The sequence below is a fragment of the Streptomyces sp. NBC_00683 genome (genome assembly GCF_036226745.1).
Lineage (GTDB): Bacteria > Actinomycetota > Actinomycetes > Streptomycetales > Streptomycetaceae > Streptomyces.
Genome location: NZ_CP109013.1, coordinates 6,710,092 through 6,729,032, shown reverse-complemented (window position 1 = coordinate 6,729,032; position 18,941 = coordinate 6,710,092). Strand labels below are relative to the sequence as shown.

The 18,941-nt window shown below is 70.1% G+C and carries 17 protein-coding genes; 3 read left to right on the top strand and 14 right to left on the bottom strand.

The features are described 5' to 3' along the window. Positions 1-98: 98 nt before the first annotated feature. The 3 genes from fxsBH to OG257_RS30055 all read right to left on the bottom strand — a co-directional run bounded on the left by fxsBH (position 99) and on the right by OG257_RS30055 (position 3,700). Positions 99-2,348, bottom strand: coding sequence for a radical SAM/SPASM protein FxsBH, inactivated beta-hydroxylase extension form (gene fxsBH, locus OG257_RS30065; RefSeq protein WP_329212631.1), 2,250 nt, complete (start codon positions 2,346-2,348; stop codon positions 99-101). Between the two features lie 55 nt (positions 2,349-2,403). Next, a complete protein-coding gene (locus OG257_RS30060) occupies positions 2,404-2,577 on the bottom strand; it encodes an FXSXX-COOH protein (RefSeq protein WP_329212630.1) in 174 nt (57 codons plus the stop codon). A gap of 412 nt (positions 2,578-2,989) precedes the next feature. Next, complete coding sequence (locus OG257_RS30055; protein ID WP_329212629.1) at positions 2,990-3,700, bottom strand: hypothetical protein; 711 nt, start codon at positions 3,698-3,700, stop codon at positions 2,990-2,992. A 300-nt stretch (positions 3,701-4,000) separates the two neighbouring features. Here OG257_RS30055 and OG257_RS30050 point away from each other — a divergent pair, with 300 nt between their 5' ends. Then, a complete protein-coding gene (locus OG257_RS30050) occupies positions 4,001-4,930 on the top strand; it encodes a DUF4231 domain-containing protein (RefSeq protein ID WP_329212628.1) in 930 nt (309 codons plus the stop codon). 30 nt (positions 4,931-4,960) lie between these two features. Here the strand turns inward: OG257_RS30050 and OG257_RS30045 are convergent, their stop codons facing one another. From OG257_RS30045 to OG257_RS30000, 10 genes are all read right to left on the bottom strand, one after another. After that, entirely contained in the window at positions 4,961-5,440 is a 480-nt protein-coding gene (locus tag OG257_RS30045; protein WP_329212627.1) for a hypothetical protein, read from the bottom strand. A gap of 184 nt (positions 5,441-5,624) precedes the next feature. Beyond that, complete coding sequence (locus OG257_RS30040) at positions 5,625-6,524, bottom strand: S1 family peptidase (protein WP_329212626.1); 900 nt, start codon at positions 6,522-6,524, stop codon at positions 5,625-5,627. A 268-nt stretch (positions 6,525-6,792) separates the two neighbouring features. Beyond that, the gene (locus OG257_RS30035) at positions 6,793-7,599 is read right to left on the bottom strand and encodes a DUF1684 domain-containing protein (protein ID WP_329212625.1); all 807 of its coding nucleotides are present in this window, start codon (positions 7,597-7,599) and stop codon (positions 6,793-6,795) included. 4 nt (positions 7,600-7,603) lie between these two features. Beyond that, positions 7,604-8,893, bottom strand: coding sequence for an NtaA/DmoA family FMN-dependent monooxygenase (locus OG257_RS30030; RefSeq protein WP_443054501.1), 1,290 nt, complete (start codon positions 8,891-8,893; stop codon positions 7,604-7,606). Further along, positions 8,890-9,966 (bottom strand): LLM class flavin-dependent oxidoreductase, encoded by a 1,077-nt coding sequence (locus tag OG257_RS30025; RefSeq protein WP_329212624.1) that lies wholly within the window; start codon positions 9,964-9,966, stop codon positions 8,890-8,892. Before OG257_RS30025 ends, OG257_RS30030 begins: the two co-directional genes overlap by 4 nt. Before the next feature lie 17 nt (positions 9,967-9,983). Further along, positions 9,984-10,958: an ABC transporter substrate-binding protein gene (locus tag OG257_RS30020; protein WP_329212623.1), complete on the bottom strand. Its 975-nt coding sequence runs from the start codon at positions 10,956-10,958 to the stop codon at positions 9,984-9,986. A 90-nt stretch (positions 10,959-11,048) separates the two neighbouring features. Beyond that, positions 11,049-11,801, bottom strand: a complete 753-nt coding sequence (locus tag OG257_RS30015; RefSeq protein WP_329215418.1) for an amino acid ABC transporter ATP-binding protein — start codon at positions 11,799-11,801, stop codon at positions 11,049-11,051. A 50-nt stretch (positions 11,802-11,851) separates the two neighbouring features. Further along, positions 11,852-12,748: an amino acid ABC transporter permease gene (locus OG257_RS30010; RefSeq protein WP_329212622.1), complete on the bottom strand. Its 897-nt coding sequence runs from the start codon at positions 12,746-12,748 to the stop codon at positions 11,852-11,854. 41 nt (positions 12,749-12,789) lie between these two features. Beyond that, the gene (locus OG257_RS30005; protein WP_329212621.1) at positions 12,790-14,631 is read right to left on the bottom strand and encodes an FAD/NAD(P)-binding protein; all 1,842 of its coding nucleotides are present in this window, start codon (positions 14,629-14,631) and stop codon (positions 12,790-12,792) included. After that, entirely contained in the window at positions 14,628-15,494 is an 867-nt protein-coding gene (locus tag OG257_RS30000) for an amino acid ABC transporter permease (RefSeq protein ID WP_329212620.1), read from the bottom strand. Before OG257_RS30000 ends, OG257_RS30005 begins: the two co-directional genes overlap by 4 nt. A 447-nt stretch (positions 15,495-15,941) precedes the next feature. On the opposite strand from OG257_RS30000, the gene OG257_RS29995 reads away from it, so the two are divergent. Beyond that, a complete protein-coding gene (locus OG257_RS29995) occupies positions 15,942-16,880 on the top strand; it encodes an ABC transporter substrate-binding protein (RefSeq protein ID WP_329212619.1) in 939 nt (312 codons plus the stop codon). 83 nt (positions 16,881-16,963) lie between these two features. Here OG257_RS29995 and OG257_RS29990 read toward each other — a convergent pair whose 3' ends face one another. After that, positions 16,964-18,169, bottom strand: a complete 1,206-nt coding sequence (locus OG257_RS29990; RefSeq protein ID WP_329212618.1) for a DUF5685 family protein — start codon at positions 18,167-18,169, stop codon at positions 16,964-16,966. A 308-nt stretch (positions 18,170-18,477) separates the two neighbouring features. Here OG257_RS29990 and OG257_RS29985 point away from each other — a divergent pair, with 308 nt between their 5' ends. Beyond that, positions 18,478-18,918, top strand: coding sequence for a cell division protein SepF (locus tag OG257_RS29985; RefSeq protein WP_329212617.1), 441 nt, complete (start codon positions 18,478-18,480; stop codon positions 18,916-18,918). Positions 18,919-18,941 lie beyond the last annotated feature (23 nt).

Below are 18,941 nucleotides of genomic sequence, written 5' to 3'. Positions count from 1 at the left end.
TTGCTCCACCCCCATGGCGTTCGGTCAATCAACGCCGCTTTTCAGTCATCCATACCCAGGTTCATCCGCTGCCTTCGTGATTCACAGCAATCCTGTGGCTATTCAGCCCACTTGTCCCGCGTTTCCTTCATCTCCTCCGTGAGCACTCCGACGAGACGCCTTCCCGCGACCGTGGGCTCGGCCGCTGTCCCGATCATGTCGAGTGCCTGTTCCACACCCTCCATGTAACGGGGATCAAAGGCGGCGATCGCCACCCGTTCATAGGTATCGGCCAGCAGCCGGGAAAACGGAACCAATTCCTCCGACCATGGCAGGCGATGTTCCCAGGCACCGTCCGACGCATAAAGATCGGTGATGTCGAGAATGGCCCGCAACGTGGTCCGCCGGAGTCCGCGCATCAGTCCGAGCGCCAGTTCCTTCGCGTCACCCGTGACCGGGAGTCCGATCGCCCCGTGGCCGGGGCGCCGCTCCTCGCTCCGCCCCGCGGTGAGCGGGGTCAGCGTCGTCAGGCCGGCTCCCGCCGCCGCGGCCGTGGCGGGCGCCGACGCCTCCAGCAGCCCCCAGGCCTCCGCGAGACCGGCACCCCACGCCTCGGCCTCGGCCTGTCCGAGCCGGGGCGCGGCCGGGGCGCGGAAGCAGTCCCGGTACGGGTCGAGGTCGTCGAGCACGAAGGGGGGCGTGCGGTCCTGGCGGAGGAGGCGCACCGGAAGCCAGTCGGGTTCGTCACCCGGGCTGTCCGTCACGATCCGCCACTCGGCCCCGCCGCCGTCCGGCCGCACCACGAACCCGTCGTCCGTGGCGCACACCCGGACCGTGCCGGCCTGTCCGGCCCCACCGGTCCGCAGCTCGCCGAGCGTGGGCAGATAGAGCCTGCCGTCCCGGTACGGAACCTGCGCCGCCAGAGGGAGACCCGCCCGTACCGCGGCTGCCGCGGCGTAGGCCGGGAACCTCAGGGCGTCGTCGACCGCTCCGGGCCGTCCCGCGTGCAGGCCCTCGATCACGTCCAGCAGCCAGGTCCGCGTGTACGGATGGGCCAGCACCCGGTCGAGTGCCGAGGCGCCCTCCTCGGACGACTCGAGCACCGCCGCCAGCTCCCAGGCCTCGTCCCACCGCGCCCCGCCGCGGCCGTCCAGCTCGGAATGGAGCCCGGCGAGCAGGGTGCGGGTCAGGTCCTGCTGCTCGGCGGCCAGTTCCCGCGGGTCGGTCACCGCCGGGGGGACCGTGAGGTGCGCGGTACGTGCCTCGATGCCGCGCACCAGCGCTTCCAGGTCATGGCAGTACACGGACGGGTTGTCGAAGTCGGTGGCCGAGCTGTAGCGGTGCGTGTAGAGCCCTCCACCGCACGAACGTACGACGGGGCAACGGCGGCACGTCTCGCTGACACCCGCCAGTCCGAGCTGCCTCGCCCGCACTCCGGGGTGGGCGGCGACGTCGTCGAAGGAGTGCGAGAAGACGTCGAATCCGGTGGCCGCCGCACCCTCGTACGCACTCTTGAGCGAATCCACCTGCTCCAGCTGGCCGTCGGTCTCGACGACCACCAGATCGGTGGGTGCGAGGCCCAGGGACTCGGTGAGGCTGGGGCCGCCGCTCAGGGTGGAGAGCACCGAGGAGAAGAGGCGCACCGGCAGGCGGTGTTCCGGATCCTGCTCCTGCCAGCGGTCGAAGACCGCGAGGAGCCAGTCGGCATAGGCGGTGGGCGAGCCGTCCGGTCGCAGCGGGGGCTCGTCCCAGGTGGCGTGCGGCAGAAGGAAGTCGACACGGGGCGGTTCGAGCTCGGCGAGCGCGTCGAACACGGCGACCGGGTCGTTCCGGATGTCGATGGTGCACAGGAGCCCGAGGTCCAGGTGGCGGTAGCGTTCCTGACGGAGCAGATCCACGGCTCTGAGAACCTGCGGATGGCTCGTACGCCCGTTGGCGAAGCGGCGGTGCCGGTCGTTCGCCGTGCGATCGCCGTCGAGCGAGATGCCGACCCTGACGTGGAACTCGTCGAAGAGGTCGAGGTAGCGGGGGCTGAGCTGGACACCGTTGGTGTGGATCCTGAGGTCCAGCTCAGCGACACCGTTCATCGCCGATGTGAGCTCCTCGCAGACACGACGCAGTTGCGCGGGCCCGGCCAGGAGTGGCTCTCCTCCATGCAGGATCACTGACATCGAATCGAGCGCATGCGCCGAGGCATGCTCGGCCAGTCGTCGAGCTGTCCATGAAATAGCTTCGTCAGAGATCGTTTTCGGGCGGGTACGCCAGCTCTGATCTGCGTGTTCATAGATATAGCAATGGTCACAGGCGAGATCGCACCTGCTGTGCACCTTCAGTACGATCTCGCGAAAAGGGACCAGGGGTCCTGTCATTGTCCCAGTCTAGCCACGCCAGGACCCCTCTCGGAGCTCGGAGCGGAAGCTTGGCTCAGAGCGCAGAGCTGAAGCTCGACGTCTGGACAGGACGACCCACGGGCGTGCCGAATACCCGGCCGAGCTTCCTGGATGCCTCGATGCTGCGTGCATCGATCTCGGCAAGCGCCACACGACTCTTCTTCGCGTGGTCGGAGGCAGAGGCGGGGGAGGTTTCGTAGGTCTTCACGGCCGTCCTTGAGGGTCCTTGGAGGGGGTGTTTTCGGACACCGACTCGGGCGTCGGAGTCCGCATATTCAGCACGACTTTACTCCCAACCAGCCCCTCTCACACGCCGCCCTGACGTGAAACCTTGCGGTAATGGAGCATTTCGGAGAAGGAAATGCCGGCCGGGGTTCGCCCACCTGGGTGATGAATGAATCCGCAGGCCAAAGCACCTGCGGCCGGGCCCGCTCCGGCGGCCGCCGCGGAGGCCACCGCTCCGCGGATCCCGCACGGACCGGGAACACTCCCGGTGTCGACTTCAGGACACTCCCAGGACAACACACGTTCACTTCCGACCCGTTCACCCGTCCGGTGGTTCCGGGTGACCGGTCATGCGCGTGAACGGTCTGCCCGGCCGCTCGCGGCGGGGACGACAGTCAGTCGAGCGGAGCGTGGACAACCCCTCGCGCACTCTTCATGCAGTCCCCGATGCGCTCATGGCTGTCGCCCACCACGTCGGTCACCCGCACGCGTACGTACAGCGCGTCGACCTTCTCGACGAATCTCTTCGAGAAGGCACCCACCAGCACCGTCTCGTAGCTTCCGGTCCCCACCAGGGGGAAGCCCCGGCCGAACTCGACGAGCTGGAAGTCCTCGGCCACGACCAGCCCGGCCGCGGTCAGTTCGGCCACGGCCTCGGAGACGTCGACCCACGGGGCGGCGCCGGACTCGGTCTCCCCCGCCAGCACCACCCGGCAGTCGAAGGCCTCGATCGCCGCGATGTGCTGACCGCCGTTCAGTATGCCCACCCGCCACGCCTGCGCGTCCGCCTTGAGGAGCCCCTTGGCCCAGGCTCCCCGCCAGCCCAGATAGGGCCGAACGGTGCGGGCGTACTGGGCCCTGGCCAGTACGGCACCGACCGCGACGGCCAGCAGGCTCCCCAGCGCCTCCATCTCGAGCAGCTGGAGACGCCACGGCCACTCGGTCCGCGCGTCGGCTGTCACATTGGCACGGACCGCCTCCCAGAACAGGACGAGGACCAGCAGCCCGAGCAGCACCAGCGGCGCGGTGAAGAGCAGGGGGCTCCGCCGGACCCTGCGCTGGGCCTCGGACGGCGGATCGTCAGGGCGTCGGCCTGCGTTGTTCACACTGTCTCCCCCCGTGGCAGGCGAGACCCGACTGCCACTCCCGCGGGTCAACTCGCCTGTATACATGCCCAGTTGTCAGACCCTCTCATAGAGCGGCGGATCTCACGAGAGCGTCCTGCGCGCACGGCCCGGCCGGGAGGCGCCATTGCAGTCAGCGGGGAGGCGACCCTACTCTCATGGCCCCGGCAGGCCTCGGCGCACGCGACCTCCTGAGCCCCGGGCAGCACACCCGGTCGGGCCCGCGGTCGGACCGGCCGTACGACCGACGGAGCATGCCCACAACTTCACACGGGGGTGAACATGACGGCGATTCCCGGGCCACTTCAGTCCATGGTCTTCCGGAGCGAGGACCTTCCGGAGCTCTTCCACCACACGGACGCCATCGCCATCGCACGCCAGCGGGAGGCGGTCAACACCACCCGCGGACAGCTGATCCTGCTCGTCCTCGGCACCGTTCCCGGTGCTCTGCCCTGGCATGTGGAGGTCGGCGACTCGTTCCAACTCATCGACTCCGTAGCCGTTCTGGCGTATCTCGGAGTCCTGGTCACGACGTATCTCGCCTCGCGGCGCAAGGCCAAGTCGCACTGGCAGCTCAACCGGTCGGCAGCGGAGTACATCAAGTCCAACTGCTGGCGCTACGCGGTCCACGGCTCGCCGTTCGACACCGGCACGCACCATCCGGAAGCCGTGTTCGCCAACCGGCTCGAGGACGGTCTCCAGGAGCTGAGGAAGGTGGGGTGGGACGACCCCCGGGAGGAGATGACGGACGGGGGCGGCGGACTCATCACCGAGTCCATGCGCGAGTTACGGGACAAGGCGTTCACGGTACGCAAGGAGACCTACATCCGGGACCGGCTGATCGAGCAGCGGCGCTGGTACCGCAGGCGCCGGCAGGTCTCCCGGCGGGGTGCGTTCGTCTGGTCGAGCACGATCGCCGCCCTGACACTGCCCGCCCTGGTCCTCGCCCTGCTGCAGGCGTTCGGCACCGCCGGGTCCTTCGCGCTGACGGGGTCGCTGTCCGCCGCCGCTGCCGCCTGTCTCGCCTGGAACGAGATGCGCCGCCATCACCCGCTGGTCTCCGCGCACTCGCTGGTGGAGGACGATCTGGAGAACATGCAGGCGGCGATGGAGACCACTCTGACGGAGCGGCAGTGGGCGGCCGCCGTCTTCGAGACCGAGCGGATCGTCTCCCCCGAGCACACGGACTGGCTGGTCAGGCACCGGATGTGAGTCCGCGCCAGGTACGTCCGCTCGGACGGCTCAGGCCCGCTCCACGCCGTCGCGCCAGATGACCGTGACCGGCCGGCCGAGGCTCCGGGCGTACGTCACGATGTCGCCGGTGCCGCCGAGGCCGCGTGCGGGCCGGCCGTCCCACACCGCGAGCAGCCGGTCGCAGTGGTCGGCGATGTAGGCGCCCGCCGCGTAGTAGGCCTCGTCGGTGGAGTGCGGGTAGTCCAGCCGGACCTCGCGGGCCGCCCGGGCCTTGAGCATCCGGTAGCGCGCGAGGTCGGCCTCGTCGGCGAAGCCCGCCTCGTAGTCCCCGCTGGGGATCACCACGGTCAGCTCCGCCCCGCAGGCCAGCGCGAGGTCGGCGAAGAGCTGGTCGGCTCCGACCGCCAGGCTGGAGAGGGCTTCCTTGGAGCCTTCGAGGCCGCACAGCGCCGCCCGCATCCCTTCCAGGACGTGCGCGTAGGCCTCCTGGGGGATGGATCGGTGACCGGTCACTCCGATGCGTTTCACGGACCTGGAACCCCCTGGGAGTCTGTGGGGGCCCGGAGGGCATCCCTCCGGACAGGCGCAGCGTCCGCCCCCGTGGTGCCTCTGCGACCGACCGTCCTGACATCCTCTCAAAAGCCGCGGACGGAAGGGGAGCCCCCGCCGGCAATCGGCGGGGGCTCTCAGGGGTACGGCCGTGCCCGGCGTGTCAGAACACGCTGACGCCGTAGGCGCTCAGCGCTTCGGTGACCGGCTGGAAGAAGGTCGTTCCGCCGGAGCTGCAGTTGCCGCTGCCGCCCGAGGTGAGACCGATCGCCCGGGTCCCCGAGTAGAGCGGGCCGCCGGAGTCGCCGGGCTCGGCGCACACGTTGGTGCGGATCATGCCGTAGACGATGTCCCCGCCGCCGTAGTTGACCGTGGCGTTGAGGCCGGTGACGGAGCCGCTGTGGATGCCGGTGGTGGAGCCGCGGCGGGTGACGGACATTCCGACCGTGGCGTTGGCGGCGCTCGTGATGTCCTGGCTGCCCACGGTGCCCGACTTGGTGACCGAGGTGTTGGTGTACCGCACGATGCCGTAGTCGTTGGTCGGGAAGCTGGAGCCCGAGGTGGTGCCGAGGACGGTGGTGTGCCCCGAGTTGGACCACCAGGTGCCGGCGCCGTCGGTGCAGTGCCCGGCCGTCAGGAAGTAGTAGGTGCTGCCGCTGCGGACGTTGAAGCCGAGGGAGCAGCGCCAGCTGGTGGCGTAGATGGCGTCGCCGCCGGAGATCAGCTTGCTGAACGTTCCGGGGGTGCGTTCGATGTCCAGGGCGCCCGCGTTGGCTCCGGCGGACTCCTTGATCCGGTTGATCTCCGCCTGCGAGACGGTGCTGTCCACCGTGACGACGAGGCGCTTGGTCGCGGGGTCGATGTTCCAGGCGGTACCGGCGATGTCGGCGCCGAGTACGGCGTCCTGGGCGGCGGTGAGCTGGTTGGCGCTGTACGTCCCGGTCGAGTTGGCGTTGGCCGCGGGGACGGCGAGTGCAGCGACGGCGACGAGGCCTGCGGAGACGGCGATGATCCTGCTGCGTCTCGCTGTGCCGCTGCGGGGGGTGGTGCGCTTGATCCTCACTTTTCGTTCCTCCCGAGGGGAATCGGGGGCCCGCCTGTGGGGTGGCCGGACCCGTGAGGCGCAGTCAGCGGGCGCGTCCGAATTCCGAAGGCGTTCGAATTCCGGATGATCCGTGCCCCTGACAAGCGCTGCTCGGGAGTATTGGGCGCGTCAACTCGCCGCGCAAGGGCGCCTTTCGGCCGCGGCGGGCGCACGGCGGGGACGGCCCCGGCAGCTCTGTGGCTGACGGGGCCGGATGGCAGGGCCGCTGCGTCGCCGGTGGGACGGATCAGGCGTCGATGCGGTTCCGCTCCCCCGCCGGGACCGCGACCGCGAGCGTGTTGCCGGGCGGCGGGAAGGGGCAGATGAAGTGGTCGGCGAAGGCGCAGGGAGGCAGCAGCGCACGGTTGAGGTCGACCCTGACCTTGCCGTCCGCGTCCGGCGCCTCGGGCCGCAGGAAGCGGAAGCGGTAGCTGCTGTCTCCGCTGGTGGCGTCGGCGAAGACGGCCCAGAGCGAGCCGTCGGGCTCGACCGCGACCTGGAGCGTGTGCTCCGCGCCGTCCAGCTGGAAGGCGACCTCGCCGCCGAGGCCCAGCCCCCGCTCGCGCCCGTCGGCGTTCGCCACCCGGACGGTGCGGTCGGAGCCGTACGGGCGGAAGGTGCCCTCCAGCGACCAGCGCGCGTCGTACGGGGTGGCGTCGATGGTGCGGAAGGAGTGCCGTGCGGGTGACTGCGGGTCGAAGTCCCGTACCGCCCACAGGCCTTCGCGGCTCAGTACGACCAGCCTGCGCTCGCCCTGCGCCACCCGGGACGTGTCGATCGGCCCGCGGTCCGCGCCCAGACGGACCTCGCCGTCCAGCGGCTTTCCGTCGACGGTCAGCCCGTCCTCGGCGGCGGCGGTGAGCACCACCTCGTCGCCGTCCTCGTGCCACTGCCCCGGCACGGCCGGAATTCGACCGTCCGGGTGGTCCGAGAGCCAGTGGGTGCCCGTGAGGGAGAGCGGGCCGTGCGGTGCCGCCACCGCGACGATGCGCTCCTCGTGCCACCGCTGCCAATCCTGGAAGTCCTGGCTGCCCTGCTGTACGTCCGTGCTCATGTGATCAACCTTTCCATACCGGCTCGGCCAGACCAAGGTGCGACCGGAGGGTGGAGCCGGTGTATTCGGAGCGAAAGGCTCCGCGTTCCTGGAGGAGCGGGACGACCCGGTCGACGAAGTCGTCGAGGCCGCCCGGTGTGAGATGCGGTACGAGGATGAAGCCGTCGGCCGCGTCGGTGGAGACGAACGTCTCCAGTTCGGCGGCCACCGACTGCGGGGAGCCGATGAAGGACTGCCGGGCCGTGGACTCGATGACCGTCTGACGGATGGACAGCCCCTTGGCTGCCGACAGGGCGCGCCACCTGGCGGCGACGGCCAGCGGATCGGCGACCCTGACCCTGCCCTTGACCAGCCCGGAATCGGGGTCCGGCTCGATGTCGGGCAGAGGGCCGTCGGGGTCGTACGAGGAGAGGTCGCGGCCCCAGACCTGTTCGAGGGCGAGAATGGCGTTCTGCGGGGAGACCTGCTGCCGGCGGATCTCGGCGGCGTTCTGCTGTGCCTCCGCGTCGGTGTCGCCGAGGACGACGGTGACTCCGGGCATGATCTTCAGGTCGTCGGGCTGCCTGCCGTACTTCGCCAGCCGCTCCTTGACGTCGGCGTAGAAGACCCGTCCCGCCTCCAGGGTGCCGTGCCGGGTGAAGATGACATCGGCGGCCGACGCGGCGAACTCCCGGCCTTCGTCGGAGTCCCCGGCCTGGATGACCACGGGGTGCCCCTGCGGGGAGCGGGGGACGGTGAACTCTCCGGAGACCTCGAAGTGCTGTCCGGAGTGCGCGAACGGACGGGACGTCCCGTCCGGTGTCCACGAGTCCCACAACTCCCGTGCGGTGGAGACGAATTCGGCGGCGCGGGTGTAGCGGTCCGCGCGGTCGAGGTAGCCGCCGCGGCGGAAGTTCTCCCCGGTGAAGGCGTCGGAGGAGGTCACGACGTTCCAGGCGGCGCGCCCGCCACTGAGGTGGTCGAGCGTGGCGAGGCGGCGGGCGAGTTCGTACGGCTCGTTGAAGGTGGCGTTGACCGTGGCCGCGAGCCCCAGCCGGTCGGTGACGGCGGCCAGGGCGTTCAGGACGGTGAGGGACTCCGGGCGGCCGACCACGTCCAGGTCGTGGATCCGGCCGTTGTGCTCGCGCAGGCGCAGCCCCTCGGCGAGGAAGAAGAAGTCGAACCGGCCGCGTTCCGCGGTTCTGGCCAGATGCTCGAACGAGGCGAAGTCGATCTGGCTCCGGGAGCGGGGATCCGCCCACACGGTGGTGCTGTTGACGCCGGGGAAGTGGGCGGCGAGGTGCATCTGCTTCATGAGGTCGCCCCCGCGGTCCTCGCGTGCGCGTAGCGGTTGGCCGGGCGGGCCAGGCGGAGGTGCTCGCGCAGTGTGCCCCCCGGGTAGAAGGTGCGGAAGAGGCTGCGGTGCTGGAGCAGGGCCACGGTGCCGTTGACGATCCTTTCGAGGTCGCGCTCGGGGGTGATGGGGGTGAGGTGGAAACCGTCGACGGCCCCGCCCCGGTGCCACTGGGTGATGAGTTCGGCGAGGTCGACCGGGCCGCCCCGGAAGTAGGTCCCCCGTCCGGCGAGCTGCGGACCGCTCTCCAGCCCCGGTTCCGGTGCCGTCTCCGCGTCCCCGAGGTCGACGGTGAGGGCGACCAGCACCCGCAGTGTGTCGGGATCGCGGCCGTGCGCCGCGGCGATGCGACGCACGTCCGCGCGGAGGGAGGCCGCCTGCTCGGGCGAGGTGGCCCGTACGTACACGACGTCGGCGTACCGCGCGGCGGACTCCCGGGCCGGGCCACCCGTGCCGTCGAAGACGGTGACGGGCCTGCCCTGCGGTGGCCGGGGCACGATGGCAGGGCCCCGTACGGAGAAGGTGCTGCCCTCGAAGTCGACGTAGTGCAGCTTGTCGCGGTCGATGAACCGGCCGGTGGCGACGTCCCGGATCTCCGCGTCGTCCTCCCAGCTGTCCCAGAGCCGGGCTCCGACGTCGGCCGTCTCGCCGGCCTCCTGCCACAGGGCGGCGGCGGGTGCTGCACCGCGCCGGCCGAACAGCCGGGCCTCCGCCTCGGTCGTCGACACGTCGGCGTGCCAGCCGGCCCGGCCGCCGCTGACCCAGTCGAGGGTGGCGACGGCGGACGAGACGTGGAAGGGCTCGGTGTGTGTGGTGGTGACGGTCGGTACGAGACCGATCCGGGTGGTGGCCGGGGCGACCCGGGCGAGCACGGCGAGTGCGTCCGGGCCGGGCCGGGCGAAGGAGTCGCCGAGGGTGACGAAGTCGAGCGCGCCCTGCTCGGCGAGGCGGGCGAGCGCGACGTGGGAGTCGGCGTCGTAACGCGGCGGACCGCCGATCTCGGCGGCCAGATGGAGTGGCCTGGTGGCAGACATTGCGGGACCTCTCGGGGTCAGTTCTTGGTCTTGGGGAGGCCGGGCGGGTTGATCTCCGACTTCTCGACGGCCTCGCTGGACAGCCCCCAGCGCTTCAGCACCTTGGCGTAGGAGCCGTCCTGGACGATGTGGTCGATCGCCGCGCCGTAGGCCTCGACCAGGCCGCTGTCCTTCTTCGTGGTGACGGCGATCTTCCCCTGGACCCCGTCACCGCCGCCGGAGAGCGTGCCGACGATCTCGGACTGGCCGGCCGCCGCGACGTGGTAGTTGGCCGAGGGGCTCGGGCCGAGGTAGGCGTCGATGCGGCCCGACTGCAGGGCCAGGTAGTAGTCGGTGTCCTTCTGGAAGTACTTGATCTCCACGGGCTTCCGGCCGGCCTTGACGTTCTGCTCGCTCCAGTCGACGAGGATCTTCTCCTGGTTGGTGCCGGAGGAGACGGAGATCGTCCTGCCCGCCACGTCCTCGGGGCCCTTCACCTTCCAGCCGGAACCCTTCTTGGCCTCGAAGGCGAGGTTGTCGAGCCGGTAGGTCGCGAAGTCGTACTTCTCCTTGCGCTCCTCGGTCACGGTGACGTTGGACAGGACCCCGTCGAACTTGGAGCTGTCGAGGCCGACGAAGAGGTTCTCCCAGGAGACCTCGTCGAACTGCGGCTTCAGCCCGAGCGTGTCGGCGATCAGGGTCGCTATGTCGATCTCGCTGCCGATCCGGGTCTTGTCGTCGGTCGCGTAGAAGCCGAGCGGGGGTGAGGCGTCGGCGCTCGCACCGAGGCGCAGCGTGCCGCGCTCGCGGACGGCGGCGGGCACCTTCGCGGCGATGGCGTCGACCTTCTTGCCCCTGATCCTGTTCTGGTCCGGCCCGATGTTGATCCCGGTGTCCTTCTCCCCCTCGGGGCGGACCACGTCGGTGGCGGCGTCGCTGGTGCCGCAGGCGGTGAGCAGGCCGGCGGCGGTGAGAGTGGCGAGGGCGACGGAGAGGGTGCGGCGGACGGACACGTGACTGCTCCTTGACTGCGGGGACACGGATTGCGGAGACACGGATTGCGGGGGCAGGACCTGCGAGGGAACGGACTGCGAGGGCATGGTTCAGAGGACCTTGGAGAGGAAGGCGCGAGTGCGTTCCTGGACGGGGCGGTCGAGTACGTCGGCGGGCGGCCCCTGCTCGACGATCCGCCCCTCGTCCATGAACACGACGGTGTCGGCGACCTCGCGGGCGAAGCCGATCTCGTGCGTGACGACGATCATCGTGGTGCCCTGGTGCGCCAGGTCCTTGATGACGTCGAGGACCTCGCCGACGAGTTCGGGGTCGAGCGCGGAGGTCGGCTCGTCGAAGAGCAGCAGCTTCGGTTCGAGGGCGAGCGCACGGGCGATGGCGACGCGCTGCTGCTGGCCGCCGGAGAGCTGTTTGGGGTAGGCCCCCGACTTGTCGGCGAGCCCGACCCGGGCGAGGAGGGCCTTGGCCGAGGCGACGGCGTCCTTGCGGGTGCGGCCGAGTGCTGCGACCGGGGCCTCGATGATGTTCTCGAGGACGGTCAGGTGCGGGAAGAGGTTGAAGTTCTGGAAGACGAAGCCGATCTGGGTGCGCTGGCGCAGCACCTCGCGTTCGCGGAGCTCGTACAGCTTGTTGCCGGACCGGCGGTAGCCGACCAGGGTGCCGTCGACGCTGATCCAGCCCTGGTCGACCTTCTCCAGGTGGTTGATGGTGCGCAGCAGGGTGGACTTCCCCGAGCCGGAGGGACCGAGGACGACGGTCACCTCTCCCGCCCGTACGGACAGGTCGATGCCGCGGAGCACTTCTTGGGAGCCGAAGCTCTTGTGCACGGCGCGTATCTCGACCATGGCGTCCGCGGTGTCGGCGGGTGCGTCCTTGGATACATCGGTGGGTGCGCTCATCGCACGGCCCCCTTGGCGTAGTGACGTTCGACGTAGTACTGGAGGACGGAGAGCACGGTGGTCAGGAGGATGTACCAGACCGTGGCGACCATCAGCAGGGGCACGACCCTGCCGTTGCGGCCGTAGACGACCTGGACCTGGTAGAAGAGTTCGCCGATCGCCATCACGGAGACGATCGAGGTGCCCTTGAAGAGGGAGATGATCTCGTTGGCCGCGTTCGGCAGGATGGAGCGCATCGCCTGCGGCAGCACGATCCGCCGCAGCTGCCGCAACCGGGGGATCCCGAGGGCGGCGGCGGCCTCCAACTGGCCGCTGTCCACGGCGAGTACGCCGCCCCGGACGATCTCCGCGGCGTACGCCGCCTGGTGCAGCGCGAGCCCGAGGACGGCCGCGCTCATCGCTCCGACGAGGTTCATGGTGTCGAAGGAGAAGAAGCCGGGCCCGAACGGGATGCCGAACTGCAGCTCCTTGTAGAGGTAGGCGAGGTTGAACCAGAACAGCAGCTGGACGATGAGCGGGATCGACCGGAACGCCCAGATGTAGGCGTACGCGACCGCCCTGAGGAACGGGCTGGCCGACAGCCTCATGAAGGCGAGGACGATGCCGAGCGCGAAGCCGAGGACCGTTCCGTAGAAGGTCAGCTGGAGGGTGACCCAGACCGCCTTGAGGATGGTCTCGGTCGTGAAGAACTGGGCGAAGACGTCCCATTCCCAGCCGGGGTTGGTGATCAGCCCGTTCAGGAACTGGGCGAGCAGCACCGCGGTGGCCGCGACGGCGACCCAGCGCCAGGGGTGGCGCAGTGGGACGACGGTCAGCTCGGCGAAGCCGGGCCCGTCGTGCGGGGGTGTTCGTACGGTCTCTTTGTCGATGGGTGGATCGCTGGTCAGCGGCATTCGGATTCCTTCGGCGACGTGTACGGGAGGAGATGCCGCACTCACGCGGTGCGGCGGTCACGACAGGAGAGGTCGCGCAGGAACGCGAGCGCCGTGCGGGCGGTGGCGTCGTTCTGCCGGAAGGCGGGGCCGCCGGTGCGCGGCCGGGTGAAGGCGCCGCTCGACCGTGCGGTGGTGTACGGGCCGAGGGCGAAGCGGCGCGGGTGCGGCCTGCCGTCGACGCCGAGGATCCGGCTGTCGCGGGCGTCCACGGAGAGCAGTCCCGTGTCGGTGCCGGCGGCCCCGTCCTCGTACAGTCCGCGCAGCAGTGTGCTGCGGGTGCGGTGCAGGGACGGGTCGGGGAGTCTGGCCTCGACCAGTGCCCGGGCCTCGGTGAACTCTCCGGGTACGGTCGCGCCGGAGGCCCGGAAGACGCCCCGCTCCTCGTCGGCCTCGACGGTGAGCCCGGCTCCGAGGAAGCGGACGACTCCGGCGCGGGACAGGGCGAGGAGCTGGCGCAGCCGGGGGCCGGGCGGTCCGGAGGCGAGGTAGCTGAAGAAGCTGTGCCACTTCTCGCCGATGTCGCCGAAGTGGATCAGCTGCCCGTAGACGGACAGCAGTCCGAGGAAGACGGCGAGATCGGGGCTGTTGGCGGGGTCGTGGCGGCGTGCCAGGTCAGCGGTGATGTAGTCGCGCAGCCCGTCCTGCAGGGTGTCGTACGAGGCGTGGCGCACGCCGTCCAGCGGGTGGTCGAGCGCCTCCAGGTCGAGCCGGTCGGCGGGGTCGGGGACGGCCGAGGAGACGAGTGCCTGGAGTTCGGCGCTGCCGGGCTCCGCGACGGCGTACTTCTCCTCGAAGTCGCCCCATTCGACGGTGGTGCGCTCGGGGTGGCTGGTGAAGAGCCGGTGGTAGTGGGCGTGGCCGAGCTCCTTGGTGACCAGCGGCCACAGATCGCGCCGGAAGTCCACGGGGCCGGGACCGTTCAGCAGTTCCTCCACCCGGCCGGGGCCGAAGTGGCGTGGCAGGGGCGGCCGTTCGCCCGTCCAGGTGTAGCCGATCTTCGAGTGGTACGGCACGCCGCGCCGCGATCCGACGTACAGGACGGGTTCCCGGCCGGAGGGGACGTAGGCCCCGTTCTCGTACCGTCCGCCGCGCCCCTCGGTCAGCAGGACCATCAGGTCGATGAAGGCGAGACCGAAGCCGCGGACGATGACCGGTTCGCCCGCGGGCAGGGCCGTCAGGTCGGTGTCGGCGGTGAAGTCCGGGGGCAGGTGGACCAGCCCGTGCCGTGCCGCGAAGTCGCCCAGTTCCCGCTGCTCCGGGTCGAGTTCGGCGTCGAGGTGGCCGACGGTGAGGACGACGAGGTCGGCGACGAGGGGCTCGGTGCGTCCGTCGAGCCAGACGCGCTGGCGGCCGTCGCGGGGGCCGGTGATCTGCCGTGCGCGGCCCAGGTGCTCATGGACGGTGATGCCCGGCGGGAGTGCGGCGAGCGCCTGCTCGTACACCCAGCGCAGATAGGCGCTCTGCAGTCGGCGGCTCGGGAAGTCCTGGGCGCCGAGCCCTCGTATCTCCTCCAGTATCGCGGGGGCGGTGCCGGTCGTGGTCCGCCCCTCGCGGACGTCGGCGGCCCAGGTGTGCAGGGCGGGGCCGGGGCGTACGGGGCCGTCCTGCTGCACGGTGTCGTCGGTGAACATGGTGACGTCCTCGGCCATGGAGTTCATCCAGAGCAGCGGGGACTGGTCCTGCCGCCATATCCGGCCGCCGCCGGGCGGGTACGGGTCGACGAGGTGGATGTCCAGGCGCAGGTCCTCGTACAGCTCGTCCGCGTTGGCGGCGATGCGTTCGATGACGCCGGTGCCGCGCGGTCCGCCGCCGATGATGACGAGGGTCGGTACGCCGCTCATCGGGCGTCTGCCGTGCCGCGCGCGTAGTGGCGTTCGACGTAGTACTGCCCGATGGACAGGAGGGAGGTGACGGCTATGTACCAGAGGGTGGCGACCAGCAGCAGCGGGATGACTTCGTAGGTGCGGTGGTAGACGAGCTGCACCGAGTAGAGCAGGTCCTGCACGGCGATGATGCTGACGATCGAGGTGCCCTTGAGCGTGCCGATCAGCATGTTCCCGGCGGGCGGGACGATGGAGCGCATGGCCTGCGGCAGCACGATCCGCCGGAGCCGGCGCCAGGGTCCCAGGCCGAGCGACTGGGCTGCCTCCAGCTGTCCGCGCTCGACGGAGAGGATGCCGCCGCGGACCACTTCGGCGGCGTACGCGGCCTCGTGGAGGGTGAGTCCGATGACGGCGACGGCGACGGGGCCGAGGATGTTGACCGTGCTGACGCCGAGGACCTCCGGGTACAGCGCGCCGATGTTGAACCAGAAGAGCAGCTGGACCAGGATCGGAGTGGACCTGAACAGCCAGATGTATCCCCAGCTGACGGCCTGCAGCACCCGGTTGCCGGAGAGCCTGAGCACGGCGAGGAGCGTCCCGAGGGCGAAGCCGAGCACCATCACGAGCGCGGTGAGCCACAGGGTGAGCCCGAGGCCGCGCAGTACGGAGGCGGTGGTGAGGTAGTCGCCGACGACGTCCCACTGGAACGCGTCGTTGCGGATGACCGAGGTCAACGCCCCCGCGAGAAGAATCAGGACGGCAACGGCCGCTGCCCACTGTCCTGTTCGTCGTACCGGGACGATGCGCGGGGCGGAGGCTTCGTCGTGCTGTGCGGGCGGGGCCGGAAGCGGCGGTGGGAGGGTATCTGTCTGCGCAGACATGCGAAGGCTCCGTGGATGCAGAGATCGAACACGGGATGTGCCTTCAGCAGAAACACAACGTGGACCGGGCCCCTCAGCGCCGGTCCGGTTCCGAGACAACCGCTGTCCGGGGCCAGTTGTCAAGCTTGTCCACACTGTGAGCCGTACGTCTCAGGGCAGTTGACGTGCAACCGGATGCCTGCTCCACTTGGGCCATGTATTCGCAGCAGTGGCTGGTCACCCGCTCCCACATCGACTTCGGTCGCGTGTGGTCCTCTTCCTGTTGAGCTGACCCCCTGCTTTCCGCTTCTCCCCGCTCGCGCCGCTGCCGGCGCTCGAGTTGATCTTCCGCGTGCCTTCACGTACACAACGCTGCTCCACCCTCCCCTCGTACAGCTGATCTCCCGCCCCGTGGCTCCGTGCTCCCACGCACCGGAGCACGGTCGACGAACCCGGAGAGTTTCCGTCATGCCCCGAACCCGGCACACCGCCGCCTTCGCCCTGATCACCGCTGCCGCGCTCACGCTCACCGCCTGCGGATCGGGTGACCCGGCGGCCTCCTCGGCCGGTACCGGCCCCGCGGGCAAGGGGAAGTTCTCCACGGCCGATGTCGTCTCGTCGGTGAAGAAGAACGAGGCTGCGGCGAAGCTGCTGCCCGCCGATGTACGCGACTCGGGCACCCTCACCATCGCCTCCAGCATCGGCACCCCGCCCGGAGCCTTCTACCTGGAGGACGGCAAGACCCTGACCGGCGCGGACATCGAGTTCGCGGACGCGGCGGCCAAGGCCCTCGGACTGAAGCTGAAGCGTGAGGTCGCCTCCTTCGAGGCGATCCTCCCGGCGCTCGGCAGCGGGAAGTACGACCTGGGTACCGGCAACTTCGGGGTGACCGACGAGCGCCTGAAGACGATCGACTTCGTGACGTACATCAACGACGGCCAGGGCTTCGCCGTCCGCGACGACAGCAAGCTGAAGGACGTCACCGACCTCACCCAGCTCTGCGGCCTGACCGTGGGCACCAGCGCCGGGACCACGTTCGAGGCGACGCTGGAGAAGAACAAGCACGTGTGCGCCGACGCGGGCAAGAAGGCGTACGACGTGAAGACGTACGCCGACCAGGCCGCCGTCTGGATCTCGCTCCAGCAGGGTCGCAGCGATGTCGTCATGTCGACCATCAACGGGTCGCGCTACGCCGTGTCCCAGCAGAAGGGGCTGCGCTTCCTCAGCGAGTTCAAGCGGCTCGATGTCGGCTTCGCCTTCAAGAAGGGCACCCCGCTGGCGCCCGCCTTCCAGGCGGCGGTCAACGGCCTCAAGACGGACGGGACCTACGACCGGATCCTGAACAAGTGGGGCACGAAGGGTTCGGCGATCGAGTCGTCGCAGATCTCGCCGCCCGAGATCAAGTGAGGACGGGCGCCCGCCCAGGGGCGGACAGCCCCACGCGCGCCCGCCTCACGTGAGGCCCCGGTGCGGCTGCCGGACCGCCCGGTTCAGCAGTCGCACCCGCAGTCGCAGCAGCCGCCGTCCTCCCCGCCGCAGCTGCAGCAGTTGCTGCAGCAGTCGCAGGCGTCGCAGCAGTCACCGCAGTCGCACTTCTGGCAGAGGCCTTCGCGTTCCTGCCCCGACCAGGGGTCGTGGAAGCTTCCGCAGCACATCTGGCAGGTGCAGGCGAGCCCCGCCCACACGAGGCAGCCGGCGATCAGGCCGCGCCGGTTGCGGGGCGGCTCGGGCGGGAGCGGCGGGCCGGGGGGACCGTACGGACCACCGGGTGTCGGCGCGTACGGGTTGCCGGGCGCCGGGCCGAAGGATCCCGTCGGCAGGTCCGGCTGATGCGAGCAGGAGGCCGAGCCGAAGGCCCGGTCCACCGAGCGCCGCAGCTCGTGCACCAGCAGCACGTGCGCCAGCTTGCTGTCGGTGAACTCCGCGTCGCGCAGCGCGAGGCGCATCCCGTGCAGCGCGTCGTCGCACAGCCGCCGGGCCTCGGAGAGCGGCGTGCCGGTGGCGGTGAGCGGGTTCCAGGCACCCGACGCCGCGTCAGTTTCCCGGTCCTCCACGGCATCCAGCAGATGGGCGAGCCGCCCGAAGAGCCGTCCGGCCTCGGCGAGCGGCGCGGCGTTCTGCGGCTTGTCCGCGAGTACGGCGGTGTGCGCGAAGGCCGCGGCCGTCGCCGTCTCGGTCGGTTCGGTGACCGTCAGCAGGGGTGTTCCCGGTCCGGCGAGCGACTCGATCCCGGTCTGCCGGTCGACCGCGTCGACCAGTACCGCCGTGTCGAACCCGAGCTCGGCGCCGGTACGGGCCCCGGCCCTGTCCCAGCCGGCGGCCACCCGGCGTGCCGCGGCGGCGACCGGACGCCGCTTCAACAGCCCGTCCCGGTCGGCCACGTGGTCGCGCACCTTCGCCGACGCCAGCACGAGCGAGACGGCGGCGGCGAGTCTGGCCCCCTCGCCGCGGGCGACCGGAGCCGTCCGCATCGAGCGCAGCGGGCAGGGGCCCGCGGTGCGCCGCTGTGCCGTGGTCCTTTCGGTCTGAGCCTCCGTCAGGACCGAGACGATCAGGCCGTCGTAGTTCGTGACGATCCGGGCGAACTGCCCGTGGTCGGCGCGAAGGGCGAGACACAGCCCGCAGAGATGGGCCATCCACTCCGTCCTGAGCCTCTCGGACAGCCGATGGGTGCAGGGCCTCACGATTCCGAACACGACGATCCCCCGGGAGCCGTTCACCTGATGTGCCGCGCTCGTGCACATGCGCGGCGTGCATCGTATCGAGTGACCCGTTCACCCGTACGTCCCCCATGTCACCCGTACGGACCGGAGCATCATATTTTCTTTCCGCGAGCGGCCTTACACAGGAGGAACCTTGACGAATCGCCACATCTTCTGCACCAGTACCGTCACGAATCCCCTGCGCGCCGACTATCCCCTTGGCGCAGTATCCGCATCATGGACGACCATAGGGACAGGAAAGAGATACGGACACCAAGGAACCGCGGTGAGAGGAGGCGTCCATGGGATCGGTGCGCAAGGCGAGTGCCTGGCTGGGCCTCGTAGAGGACAACGACGAGCGGTACTACGACGACGAGTACTCCGAGGATGCTGAGACCGGCACGAACCAGGCCTGGACGACCGACCCCCGCGTGCAGGTGGCTGCCGAGACGGCCGAGGACAGAGGCCGCCGGATCGCCACCGTCACCCCGGACAGCTTCCGGGACGCGCGCGGCATCGGCGAGCTCTTCCGGGACGGTGTGCCGGTGATCGTCAACCTCACGGCCATGGACCCCGCCGACGCCAAGCGCGTCGTGGACTTCGCCGCGGGTCTGACGTTCGGGCTGCGCGGCTCGATCGAGCGCGTGGCCACACGGGTCTTCCTCCTGACCCCTGCCGACACCCAGGTGGTGACCGGCGAAGCCGCCGGCCGGCCGGCCGACGGCTTCTTCAACCAGAGCTGAGCAGGGCGCTCGCCGGACAGATC